The sequence below is a fragment of the Veillonella sp. genome, from assembly GCF_018381775.1.
Classification (GTDB): domain Bacteria; phylum Bacillota; class Negativicutes; order Veillonellales; family Veillonellaceae; genus Veillonella.
The window spans coordinates 154,631-166,920 of sequence record NZ_JAGZRH010000003.1; the positions used below are offsets into that span (position 1 = coordinate 154,631).

Here is a 12,290-nt window from a genome sequence, read left to right on the forward strand (position 1 = left end):
TCAGTGTCGTACATAGGTAATAATATAGATTCTGAACCTAAAAGTACAAAAAACATATTAGAAAATTATTTACTAAGTTTCTCTAAGAATGATGTTCCAATGCCCCATTGTTTCAGACCAAAGTTTTCTAATATAGTTTCCCCAATATCAGCAAAGGTTTTTCTATCGCCAAGGTCTATGGGGCCATCAATACGTGGACTATAACCAAGAATTGGTACTAATTCACGAGTATGATCGGTTCCCTTCCAAGTTGGATCGTTTCCATGGTCAGCGGTGATGAGTAGTAAATCGTCATCATTCAGTAATTGCAATAAGCCGCCTAGTTGGTAATCAAAGTCCTCAATAGCCCGTTTGTATCCATCTACATTTCTGCGATGACCATATAAGCTATCAAATTCAACAAGGTTAACCATCATTAGACCATGCTCAAAAGAGGAGCCAAGTAAGTATGGAACCATATTCATGCCATGGGAATTAGTCTTTGTTGGATAGCTTTCATCCCATCCTACATGGGCATAAATATCTCCGATTTTCCCAACGGCTACGGTTGGTACACCTGCATCTTGTAACTCTTGTTGTACCATCTTTTTCTCTGGCATACGACTATAATCATGACGATTTGAGGTACGTACAAAACTGCCAAGATCACCTACGAATGGACGAGCGATGATACGGCCTACATAATAATCACCAACGCAAACCTTATCACGGGTAATTTGACATATACGATATAGTTCCTCTAGAGGGATCACATCCTCATGGGCGGCAATTTGAAATACAGAATCTGCCGAGGTATATACAATAGGCTTACCTGTTTTGATGTGCTCTGCTCCCAGACGCTCAATAATTTCTGTCCCAGATGCAACTTCATTACCTAAATAACCATATCCCGTTTCCTTTGTGAAAGTATCCATTAATTCTTTTGGAAAACCTTCGTAAAAGGTTGGGAATGGAACGGTAACAGGATGCCCCATCATCTCCCAATGACCACTAGTCGTATCTTTACCAGTACTGAGCTCAGCCATGCGGCCAAAAGCACCTTTAATGCTTTCACCAGTATCAGAAATATCAGCAATTTGATCTAAGCCAATAGATTTTAAATTAGGACAATGAATCTGACCAGCCGTCGATTCAATATGACCTAATGTATTAGAACCTTCATCACCAAATTTTGTAGCATCAGCAGCATGACCGATACCAACAGAGTCCATAACTAATAGGATAATTCGTTTAAACATATATCCTCCTATTACGTAATACTATTTGAGGTACGGCATAGCAAGCATAAGGGCTGCCAAAGATTTACTATCCTTAATTTGTTCACCCTTAATTGCCTCTAATAATTCAGGCAAAGTAAAATACTCAAGCTCTACATACTCGTCGGGATCCCAATTAGTTTCACCCATAGTGAGATCTTTTGCTAAATATAAATGTAATACTTCATTACAGAAACCAGGACTTGTTGCAATAGTACCTAATGGAATCCACTCGTTAGCACGATATCCTGTCTCCTCTGCTAACTCACGTTTAGCACAAGTTAGAGGCTCTTCATTAGGATCCAATTTACCTGCTGGAATTTCAAGCATAGGCTGTTGCAGAGCATAACGGAATTGGCGCTCCATTACGATTTTATTATCTTCCGTAACAACTACAATCGCAGTTGCCCCTGGATGATGAACTACCTCTCGCCACGCTTCATTACCATTAACATCAGCTATATCATAAGTAACTTTAATTAGTTTACCATCAAATTTCATTTCGCTAGATTTTTGTATCTCTTTGCTAATTGCCATATATGATTCCTCGTATATAAAATGATTGTTACCTTATAAAACCTACTCTTCATTATAGCACAAATTATGTACACAAAAATAAGGTTCCAATAGTCAAACTAGACACGATACTCTAGACCAAAAGGTCTCCAAAATCACTTTTTCTGGTTATTTAATCAATGGATTGCTGCTAGTGTCTAACCTTATAAATCGTTTATGAACGATAACTATTAAATTATACTAGATTCTATACTCATCTTAATCAAGCTTTTTATGTTATAGGATTGCTATTAGAATCTAAGACTTTCCGTTCTACATGTTGGTGATATCTTTCACCTTATGATGTAATTATAATACACGTATCCGTGTGTGTTAATAATTAATTTAAAAAATTTTATTAGAAAAAGCCGCTCAACTTTAGTTGAGCGGCTTTCACCATTCTATTTAGAATTGTATGTTGTTTACATAGTCCCAGTACTACCAATACCGCCTGTACGAATACCTGTAGCATCGTCATCGTTAGTGATAAGGTATTTTGAGAAGATGCCTTGGGCAACGCGTTCACCTTTTTCTAGGGAAACTGTTTCTTTACCATAATTGAGTAGAGCGATCATGATATGACCCTCGTTGTCCTCATTATTATAGTAATCACTGTCGATAATGCCTGTGCTATTCACGAGTGCCAGATGGCGTTTAATGGCCATGCTAGAACGAATGTGAATGGCAAGGTATTCATCGTATGCCATGAAAGCTTTAATACCTGTTGGCACTAATACTACTTGACCTGGTTCTAAAGTAACAGCTTCAGCGCATTCAATATCATAGCCTGCGCTTTCTGTTGTTTTACGTGTCGGTAAATTGATATCTTGTTCTTCAAAAGCAGAAACTACTTCAAAGCCACGAATATCCATGTAACACCTCTTATTTTAAACAATCTTTACGGGACAAGTTGATACGGCCTTGTTTATCGATTTCGATAACTTTTACCATAATCTCATCACCAACATTTACTACGTCTTCAACATTTTCAACGCGTTCTTTCGCAAGTTTAGAAATGTGTACAAGACCTTCTTTACCTGGTAATACTTCTACGAAAGCACCGAATGCCATTAAACGAGTTACTTTACCAAGGTATACTTCACCTACTTCAACCTCTTTAGTAAGGTTTTCGATAATTTGTTGAGCTTTAGCAGCACCTTCTTGGTCTACAGAAGCGATGAATACTGTGCCATCATCTTCGATATCAATTTTTGCACCTGTTTCATCGATGATACCACGAATTACTTTACCGCCAGAACCAATTACATCACGAATCTTGTCTGGATCAATTTTCATTGTAATAATACGTGGAGCATATTCAGACATTTGTTGACGTGGTTCAGCAATTGTATCAAGCATGATACCCATGATATGCATACGGCCTTTATGAGCTTGTTCTAATGCTTCATGAAGGATTTCACGAGATAAGCCGGAAATTTTAATATCCATTTGAATTGCTGTTACACCTTTTGCTGTACCAGCCACTTTAAAGTCCATGTCACCAAGAGCATCTTCCATGCCTTGAATATCAGTTAAGATTGTGTAGTGTTCGCCTTGAGTTACGAGACCCATAGCGATACCAGCGACAGGAGCTTTAATAGGTACACCAGCATCCATCAAGGATAATGTGGAGCCACATACGGATGCCATGGAGCTAGAACCGTTAGATTCCAATACTTCAGATACTAAGCGCAATGCATATGGAAATTCTTCTTCACTAGGAATAACAGGTACTAATGCACGTTCAGCCAACGCACCATGACCAATTTCACGACGACCAGGACCACGGGAAGAACGAGTTTCCCCTACGGAGAAGGATGGGAAATTGTAGTGGTGAATATAACGTTTTTCTGTTTCTAAACCAATGCCATCAATTGTTTGAGTTTCAGACAATGGAGCTACAGTAGCAACGTTCAATACTTGAGTTTGACCACGAGTAAATAAGCCAGAACCATGTGTACGAGGTAAGACACCTGTACGGCAAGAGATTGGACGAACTTCATCAAGTTTACGGCCATCTGGACGGATTTTTTCAACTGTAATCATATGACGAACGATTTCTTTTGTCATTGCGTCAAATGCTTTATTTACATCACCCAAGTTATCTGGGTAGATTTCTTCAAAGTGAGCTAATACATCTGCACGCACTTCACTTTCTTGCGCATCACGTTGTTGTTTATCAGCACAACGAACTGCTACATCAAGTTTATCATGACCATATGCACGAACTGCATCAGCGATTTCAGCTGGCACGTCTTTACTTTCAAATACGCGTTTTTCCTTGCCTACTTTTGCTTTCATATCTTCTTGGAAAGCTACGATTTTTTTAATTTCTTCATGAGCTGCCATGATGACTTCAAGAATAGTTTCTTCTGGAACCTCTTGAGCACCACCTTCAACCATGAGGATAGCATCTTTTGTACCAGCTACAACGATATTAAGATCTGTTGCTTCTAATTGTTCTTTTGTTGGGTTTACAACAAATTCACCGTTGATACGCCCCATACGAACGCCTGCAATAGGACCATTCCAAGGAATATCAGAAATAGATAAAGCAGCGGAAGCGCCAATCATACCACAGATTGCTGGATCACAATCTTGATCAACGGACATAACAGTTGCCACTACGTGTACTTCATTACGTACACCTTTATCAAATAATGGACGAATAGGACGGTCAATCAAACGGCTATTCAAAATCGCAGATTCAGGTGGACGTGCTTCACGTTTAATGAAGCCACCTGGTAAACGACCAACAGCGTACATTTTTTCTTCATAGTCTACTGTAAGTGGGAAGAAGTCGATATCCTTCGCCTCTTTAGAACCTGTAGCAGTAACGAGTACACGAGTATCACCGTAACCAACCATTACGGCACCGCCAGCTTGTTTTGCAAGTTCCCCAGTCTCGATCGTAAGCATACGACCAGCTAGGTCCATTTGGAATTGTTCCATTCCTATTCCTCCTAAAAATCTTCTTATATGTATACCTTCTTATTATATATCATCAAGAAAAAATAAGCTATTTTCAATTAATTATAGTATACGTTAGTTCATACTATTATGTTATACTCTAGTTGTTGCTAACTCCTATTCTGGCAACAGAAAGGAAGTGTTGTCGTGATTGAATATCTCATTTCCCTTATAATCTCTATCATAGGTGGTGTAACTTGCCATTACATCATCAAGTGGCTAGATAGTAGATTTAGATAGCAACTAGCACAATAAAAAAGGACAGAGTTGCCGCTCTGTCCTTTTTTTGTGTTGCCACAATTGAATATCGGCATTCGTTTCCCTTTGCCTAACGTTATTATAACATAGAGAAATAAAATAAAAAAGCCGTCCAATAGGACGGCTAATTTTATTATTTACGAAGACCAAGACGTTCGATAAGGGAACGGTAACGTTCGATATCTTTACGACGAAGGTAGTCAAGCATGTTACGGCGTTGACCAACCAATTTCAACAAACCACGACGGGAATGATGGTCTTTTTTGTGTTCTTTCAAGTGATCTGTTAAGTATTGGATGCGGCTTGTTAAAATCGCAACTTGTACTTCTGGAGAACCAGTGTCACCTTCATGAGTAGCGTATTCTTTAATTACTGCTAATTTAGCTTCTGTAGTTAACATTAATGTTACCTCCTAATAAATAAATAATCCCGATAAGCTTAAGTAACCGTTGGAGATTCGAATACTTCGCTTACGATATGTCTTACGACCTTATTTAGTATACAGTATCTACCTTATCTTGTAAAGAATAAATACAGTAAATAAACAAAAGAGGGCTTGTGCCCTCTTCTATTATTTCGCACCTAGCACCATACGGTCGCTCAATGCATTTTCCCCAGCTACTTCAAATTTTTGTAATAAATCGGCAACTGTTAATTTTTTCTTTTCTTCCCCTTTTACATCATAGATGATGCGACCAGCATCCATCATGATGAGGCGATTACCAAAGCGCAATGCATCACGCATGTTGTGGGTAATCATGAGAGTCGTTAAGTTATGTTCAGCAACTAGTTTATCAGTCAATTGCAAAACATTTTCTGCCGTCTTAGGGTCAAGAGCCGCTGTATGTTCGTCAAGTAATAAAAGTTCAGGACGAAGCATAGTAGCCATCAACAATGTAATGGATTGGCGTTGACCACCAGATAACAAGCCCATACGAGCAGATAAGCGGTCTTCAAGGCCTAAACCTAATAGTGCAAGGCGTTCTTTGAAGAATGCTTGTTCGCTATCTTTGAAAGCCCATTTAAGACCTAAGTTTTTACCACGGCGCATAGCAAGGATCAAATTTTCCTCAATTTGCATGTTACCTGCCGTACCAACCATAGGGTCTTGGAATACACGGCCAATGTATTTAGCACGTTTGTATTCCGGCATTTTTGTTACATCAATATCATTAATTGTAATAGAACCTTCATCTACTGGGAATACACCAGCGATGGAGTTTAGCAACGTACTTTTACCAGCACCATTACCACCGATTACAGTACAGAAATCGCCTTCTTCTAATCGAAGATCAATACCTTGAAGAGCAGTTTTTTCATTGATTGTGCCCTTAAAGAAGGTTTTTACCATATTTTTTACTTCTAACATAGTGTCCTCCTTAACGAGCCAACCACTTTGCTTTCAATGTAGGCAAGGAAAGCGCGATGGCAACAAGAATAGCAGTAAATAATTTTAAGTCGTTTGGTGGCATACCCATGTAGAGTACAGCCGCAATAACGATACGATATACGATAGAACCAAGTACCACAGCAATGAGGCTACGTACGAAGGATTTTGTACCAAATACTACCTCACCGATAATTACAGAAGCCAAACCGATTACGATAGTACCAATACCCATACCTACGTCGGCAAAGCCTTGGAATTGACCTATTAAAGCTCCAGACATACCAACAAAACCATTGGAAATCAAAAGACCTAAAACGATCATGTTGTCTGTGTTTACGCCTTGGGCACGAATCATTTGAGGGTTAACACCTGTTGCACGTAATGCTGTACCTATTTCAGTGCCGAAGAACCAGAATAGTAATAAGCAAACTACAACAGCTACGATGATACCTACGATAGCTGCAGACCACATATTTGCTGTATGAAGTACACTACCGATAATTGTATAAATTGTATCCATACGAAGCAAGGATACGTTAGCTTTACCCATAATATGAAGATTAATGGAGTATAAAGCAATCATTGTTAAGATACCAGCGAGCAACGCAGGAATCTTTAATTTTGTATGAATCCAACCTGTTACAGCACCTGCGGCCATACCACCAATGCCGGCAATCAAGATAGATAAGATTGGGTTCATACCACTAGTAATTAAAATTGCAGAAATGGCCGCCCCCATTGGAAACGTACCTTCTACAGTTAAGTCAGCCACATCTAATACACGGAAGGTGATGAAAACACCAACCGCTAACAAAGACCATAAAAGGCCAGTTGTTATGGTGCCTACCACTAAATCTAACATCAAAATCTCCTCTATTATTTCATATCTTTACGAAGTGCTTCAGGAATTGTAATACCTAATTTTTTAGCACGTTCTTCATTCACAGTTAACTTAATATCTTTTTGTGTTTCAATAGCTAAATCAGAGATTTTAGCTTCACCAGAAAGCACTTTTGCCGCCATTAAACCAGTTTGATAACCTAATTTATAGTAGTCAACAGAATATGTTGCCACACCACCAGTCATTGTCATACCTTCATCGGCAGCAAATACTGGAATTTTAGCAGCATCAGTAATTTGAGCTAAGTTAGCCATAGCAGATGCTAATACATTATCAGTTGGTGTATAAATAGCTTGTACATCTTGGTTCACAAGATTTGTAGCCGCTTGTTGGATATCATTTACGTTAGATACAGTTGCTTCTACAACAGTGATACCTTTAGTAGCTGCATAGGCTTTCATTTTTTCAACTTGAAGTTGGGAATTGATTTCAGAAGATGTGTAAATAGCACCAATACGTTTTACATTTGGTACTAACGCAATAATAAGATCAACCTCTTTTTCTACAGGTGTCATATCAGATGTCCCAGAAACATTACCACCTGGATGTTCGTTAGATTGAACAAGTTTTGCTGTAACGTAATCTGTAATAGCAGTACCCATGATAGGAATATCATGAGATGCGTTTGCCATTGTTTGTGCAGCTGGTGTGGCAATCGCTAATACTAAATCCTTTTTATCAGATACAAAACGTTGAGCAATACTATTCAAATTAGATTGATCAGCTTGTGCATTTTGTTGGTCTAATTTGATGTTTTCCCCATCTTTATAGCCTTTAGATGCAAGACCATCAACAAAACCTTTATTCGCAGCATCAAGAGATGGATGTTCTACCAATTGAATAACACCAATTTTCTTTTGCTCATTAGTTGCTGTATTAGAACCGCAACCTGCCACAATTGCCATAATAGAAATAGCACTAAGTGCTACTGCAATACCTTTTTTCCAGTTCATATGTAACTCCTTACCAGTTCTGTATTAAATCATAGTTGCTTTGTTCATCAACTCTTCTGGTAATGTGATGCCCAATTTTTGTAATTTATCTTTACTTACAACTAATTTAAATTCTTTTTGCATTTCAATAGGCATATCTTCAACTTTAGCTTCACCAGTTAAAATTTTAGCTGCCATTAAACCTGTTTGGTATCCAAGTTTGTAGTAATCTACGGACAAGGACATTACAGCACCACCTTTTACGTGGTTGTCTTCACCGCCAAACACAGGAATTTTTGCTGGGTCGGTAATCGCTACAAGATTGCTCATCGCAGAAGCTACTACATTATCTGTTGGCACATAAATTGCGTCTACACGTTGAGAAACAAGATTTTGTGCTGCTTGTTGAATATCGTTTACGTTAGAAACAGTAACTTCTTCAACCTTAACACCTTTTGTAGCTGCGTAAGCTTTCATTTTCTCAACTTGAATTTGAGAGTTTACTTCACTAGAGCTATAAATAGTACCAATTGTCTTAGCATTTGGTAATACTTGTAAAATTAAATCAACTTGTTGTTCTACTGGGTTCATATCAGATGTACCAGATACATTACCACCTGGTTTTTCATTAGATTTAACAAGTTTAGCTGCTTCATAATCAGTGATAGCAGTACCCAAGATCGGAATATCGTGAGTTGCATTCGCCATAGATTGAGCTGCAGGTGTTGCAATCGCTAAGATTAAGTTTTTACGATCAGATACAAAACGCTGTGCAATACTATTCAAATTAGATTGATCAGCTTGTGCATTTTGTTGGTCAAAGGTAATTTTATCTGCCAAGCCTTTTTCTTTTAAAGCATCAACAAAACCTTTGTTTGCAGCATCAAGTGCAGGATGTTCTACCAGTTGTACTACACCAACCTTGTATTCACCATTAGATGTTGTTCCATTGGAGCCACAGCCTGTAAATGCCATCAATGCTGCCGCCGTGAGCGCTAGGGCAATACCTTTTTTTAAGTTCATGGGGATTTCCTTCCTATCTGCAATGACTATAATACATCTATTATAAACAAATTTCTTTACTACATCAATGTAGCAGATTAAAGTATTTTACATTTGTCCATTTATAGAACACATTAAGATATGAAATCCTCTTATTTTTCGAGAGATGCTAACATGTCTTCTGTTAAATCATTAGCTGCTAAAATGTAGTCTTTAAGAGTCCCCTTATCAAGTGCTACCTTCATAACGGGCACTTCAAATGGATCGAGGATGACACACATTAAAATTTCACCCGTTACATAATAACCAACTACAGCCTCCCCTTCTTCAGGATCTAATGTTTCACGCTTTACCGTTACACAGTAAGGCTTCATTACCTGTGCTGCAGCTTTTGCTACCTCTTCACGATTAGCAATATATTCTTCAGCCTTTGTTTCAGGAATATCAAAAATATCGACTTTTACAGTCTTAACCTCTGTTGCCTCTCCCTTCGCTGCCTCTATGGCTGCGCCTAAATCTGTTTGATTCATATATACCTCACATAGAATGGACTTTCACCAATGGTGAAAGCCCCATAATTTTAGATTGATTCATCAGCTGCATTTAAGAATGCCACATAGCATTGTTTAGCCTCGTAAATATCCGCCTTAGATGTAACCTCCCATGGAGCATGCATACTAAGCACAGCCACGCCACAGTCGATAACATTCATACCGTATAAGGCCATGATATAAGCAATGGTACCACCACCGCCGAGATCAACCTTACCAAGCTCTGCAGTTTGATATGTTACATTGTTAGATTCCATGACACGACGAATAAAGCCCATATATTCAGCATTGGCATCATTAGAACCAGCTTTACCACGAGAGCCTGTAAATTTATTAAATACAACCCCCATACCTAAGTAAGATGCATTTTTCTTTTCAAATGCAGATGCATATAAAGGATCATAGCCAGCGCTAACATCGGAAGATAACATACGAGAATTTTCCAATGTGCGTCGTACACTTACAGAATTAGGTTTACCCATAAGTGTGAGAACTTCTGCTACTGCATTTTCAAAGAAACGAGATTGCATACCAGTGGCGCCTACAGAACCGATTTCTTCTTTATCTACAAGCAGACAACAAGTAGTACGTTTAACATTGTCTACTTCAAGCATAGCTACTAAGGATGTGTACGCGCATACGCGATCGTCTTGACCATAGGCCATAACCATGGAGCGGTCAAAGCCCATATCACGCGCCTTACCTGCTGGTACAATTTCGAGCTCTGCAGATAATAAATCACGTTCTACAAAACCATATTCTTTTTCAAGAAGGTTGTTAATAAATTTAGTTACCCCTTCTTTTTCTTCATCTTTTACAGGACGACTGCCTATGAGTAAATCAAGGGCTTCCCCTTCAATTACCTTAGCTGCATTCTTTTGCATTTGCTCTTGTCCCAAATGCGGTAACAAGTCTGTAATGCAGAATACAGGATCATTTTCGTTATCCCCAATATTGATGTTGATACGAGTACCATCTGTTTTTACTACAACGCCATGAATGGCAAGAGGCATAGCAACCCAATGGTATTTTTTAATGCCTCCATAGTAATGAGTATCCCAAAATACGAGATTGCTATCTTCATATTGTGGATTTTGCTTTACATCGATACGTGGAGAATCGATATGAGCACCTAAGATATTCATACCTAATTCAATATCATCAGTACCAATATTAAATAAAGCAATGGATTTATCCATATGTATGTAATAAATCTTGTCCCCAGCTTTAATTGGTGTATTGGATTTAATAATATCTTTTAAATTTACATATCCTTTTGCTTCTGCAAATTCAACGGCCTGTACAACACATTCACGTTCTGTTTTACCATTATCTAAAAATTGACGATATGTATCACTTAAGGCATATACCTTTTCCATAGTGGCATCGTCGTAATTATGCCATGCATATTTGCGTTCCATAATCTATCCTTTCTAAATGCTCACAAGCTAATAATTAAGAAACTATAGATGTGAACAGGAATTAATAAAATTATTTTTGGCGGTCCTTTTCTAGTTCCGCCCGGCGAAATTCCAAATATTTTCGCTCTTTCTCTCGATTAATTTCAGACTTCTGAGTATATAGAGAACGAATTTCGTCCGTACAATGCGTTAATACCTTTGTAACGTAGAATTTAGTACTACCGGACTTAATCGTATATTTTCCAACTTTAAGTTGCACTGCAAAATCGCCATGTTTAGGACAAACGCCTATAGCGAGATGCTTATCACCTTGCAATCGTTCTGGCCGCGTCATTTCCAAGCGGGTCTGACAATACGGGCAGAATGATAATCGAACCCTTCTATCATGAACAATGCGCTTCTTTTCAGGAAAGTTCTCATACATAAAGAACGTTAAAATTGGTGGATATAAGAAAGGATTACTACTTTCCTTTCGAATTAGATCATAATGTAAAATACCTTGTTGTATATCTAGCTTTTGACATATATGAGCCGTAAATACAGCATCATGTAATGCATTATGAGCAGATAAATGCTCCGTAGATATATTTAGGTCCTCCATGGCATGAGCCACAGAATACTGTTGACTCGTACCATATCGCTGATAAGCATAAATCATCTGTGCATCTACCCATTGATCATAAGATAAAGCTTTCATCCTATGAAGCATTAGATTTTCACGCAATATGAGAATGTCATCAGACCCCCAAGATAACAACATATACTCATCACCACACCAATTTTGAAAGTACTGCATAGCCGTCTTAAAGGGCACACCATGATCGAGTTCTCGTGATGTAATACCTGTCAATTCACGGACATGTTTATGCATCCGTGGCAGGTATTGTGGTTTGATGAACATTGTAAAATGATCTACAATGTCCATCTTTTCATTCAGTTTTACCGCTCCGATTTGAATGATTTCCCCTGTTAGTGGCATTTTTGTGCGCTTCATAAAGCTAATGTCATTGCTATAGGGTTGATTCCACTCTAAATCAAATACAATATAGTTCAT

At 38.3% G+C, this 12,290-nt stretch carries 12 protein-coding genes; all 12 read right to left on the reverse strand.

The window, feature by feature from the left end; all coding sequences use genetic code 11:
* Nucleotides 1–65: 65 nt before the first annotated feature.
* Nucleotides 66–1,238, reverse strand: coding sequence for a phosphopentomutase (locus KH109_RS03155; protein WP_295215643.1), 1,173 nt, complete (start codon nt 1,236–1,238; stop codon nt 66–68).
* A 21-nt stretch (nt 1,239–1,259) separates the two neighbouring features.
* Nucleotides 1,260–1,793 carry an NUDIX hydrolase gene (locus tag KH109_RS03160; RefSeq protein WP_178885109.1) on the reverse strand — a complete coding sequence of 178 codons (534 nt, stop codon included), beginning with the start codon at nt 1,791–1,793 and terminating at the stop codon, nt 1,260–1,262.
* A gap of 440 nt (nt 1,794–2,233) precedes the next feature.
* Entirely contained in the window at nt 2,234–2,683 is a 450-nt protein-coding gene (gene dut / locus KH109_RS03165; RefSeq protein WP_060924693.1) for a dUTP diphosphatase, read from the reverse strand.
* Between the two features lie 10 nt (nt 2,684–2,693).
* A complete protein-coding gene (locus KH109_RS03170; RefSeq protein WP_295215647.1) occupies nt 2,694–4,763 on the reverse strand; it encodes a polyribonucleotide nucleotidyltransferase in 2,070 nt (689 codons plus the stop codon).
* A 409-nt stretch (nt 4,764–5,172) separates the two neighbouring features.
* Nucleotides 5,173–5,439 (reverse strand): 30S ribosomal protein S15, encoded by a 267-nt coding sequence (gene rpsO / locus KH109_RS03175; RefSeq protein ID WP_005386879.1) that lies wholly within the window; start codon nt 5,437–5,439, stop codon nt 5,173–5,175.
* Nucleotides 5,440–5,610: 171 nt separating this feature from the next.
* On the reverse strand, nt 5,611–6,408 hold the full coding sequence (locus tag KH109_RS03180; protein ID WP_024066235.1) for an ABC transporter ATP-binding protein: 798 nt from the start codon (nt 6,406–6,408) through the stop codon (nt 5,611–5,613).
* A gap of 10 nt (nt 6,409–6,418) precedes the next feature.
* Nucleotides 6,419–7,291: a Branched-chain amino acid ABC transporter, permease protein gene (locus KH109_RS03185; RefSeq protein WP_024066234.1), complete on the reverse strand. Its 873-nt coding sequence runs from the start codon at nt 7,289–7,291 to the stop codon at nt 6,419–6,421.
* 14 nt (nt 7,292–7,305) lie between these two features.
* Nucleotides 7,306–8,283, reverse strand: coding sequence for an ABC transporter substrate-binding protein (locus tag KH109_RS03190; protein ID WP_287533620.1), 978 nt, complete (start codon nt 8,281–8,283; stop codon nt 7,306–7,308).
* A 24-nt stretch (nt 8,284–8,307) separates the two neighbouring features.
* Nucleotides 8,308–9,285 carry an ABC transporter substrate-binding protein gene (locus KH109_RS03195; protein WP_119206687.1) on the reverse strand — a complete coding sequence of 326 codons (978 nt, stop codon included), beginning with the start codon at nt 9,283–9,285 and terminating at the stop codon, nt 8,308–8,310.
* 131 nt (nt 9,286–9,416) lie between these two features.
* On the reverse strand, nt 9,417–9,794 hold the full coding sequence (locus tag KH109_RS03200; RefSeq protein WP_274205083.1) for a hypothetical protein: 378 nt from the start codon (nt 9,792–9,794) through the stop codon (nt 9,417–9,419).
* A gap of 50 nt (nt 9,795–9,844) precedes the next feature.
* A complete protein-coding gene (locus tag KH109_RS03205; protein WP_295215652.1) occupies nt 9,845–11,236 on the reverse strand; it encodes an aminopeptidase in 1,392 nt (463 codons plus the stop codon).
* A 70-nt stretch (nt 11,237–11,306) separates the two neighbouring features.
* Nucleotides 11,307–12,290 carry a 3'-5' exonuclease gene (locus KH109_RS03210; protein WP_156719737.1) on the reverse strand — a complete coding sequence of 328 codons (984 nt, stop codon included), beginning with the start codon at nt 12,288–12,290 and terminating at the stop codon, nt 11,307–11,309.

What these genes read in the sequence shown, in the direction of transcription:
- KH109_RS03210 (WP_156719737.1), bottom strand. Translation starts at nt 12,290, where the DNA reads ATGAACTATATTGTATTTGATTTAGAGTGGAATCAACCCTATAGCAAT.
- rpsO (WP_005386879.1), bottom strand. Translation starts at nt 5,439, where the DNA reads ATGTTAACTACAGAAGCTAAATTAGCAGTAATTAAAGAATACGCTACT.
- dut (WP_060924693.1), bottom strand. Translation starts at nt 2,683, where the DNA reads ATGGATATTCGTGGCTTTGAAGTAGTTTCTGCTTTTGAAGAACAAGAT.
- KH109_RS03155 (WP_295215643.1), bottom strand. Translation starts at nt 1,238, where the DNA reads ATGTTTAAACGAATTATCCTATTAGTTATGGACTCTGTTGGTATCGGT.
- KH109_RS03160 (WP_178885109.1), bottom strand. Translation starts at nt 1,793, where the DNA reads ATGGCAATTAGCAAAGAGATACAAAAATCTAGCGAAATGAAATTTGAT.
- KH109_RS03185 (WP_024066234.1), bottom strand. Translation starts at nt 7,291, where the DNA reads ATGTTAGATTTAGTGGTAGGCACCATAACAACTGGCCTTTTATGGTCT.
- KH109_RS03170 (WP_295215647.1), bottom strand. Translation starts at nt 4,763, where the DNA reads ATGGAACAATTCCAAATGGACCTAGCTGGTCGTATGCTTACGATCGAG.
- KH109_RS03200 (WP_274205083.1), bottom strand. Translation starts at nt 9,794, where the DNA reads ATGAATCAAACAGATTTAGGCGCAGCCATAGAGGCAGCGAAGGGAGAG.
- KH109_RS03195 (WP_119206687.1), bottom strand. Translation starts at nt 9,285, where the DNA reads ATGAACTTAAAAAAAGGTATTGCCCTAGCGCTCACGGCGGCAGCATTG.
- KH109_RS03190 (WP_287533620.1), bottom strand. Translation starts at nt 8,283, where the DNA reads ATGAACTGGAAAAAAGGTATTGCAGTAGCACTTAGTGCTATTTCTATT.
- KH109_RS03180 (WP_024066235.1), bottom strand. Translation starts at nt 6,408, where the DNA reads ATGTTAGAAGTAAAAAATATGGTAAAAACCTTCTTTAAGGGCACAATC.
- KH109_RS03205 (WP_295215652.1), bottom strand. Translation starts at nt 11,236, where the DNA reads ATGGAACGCAAATATGCATGGCATAATTACGACGATGCCACTATGGAA.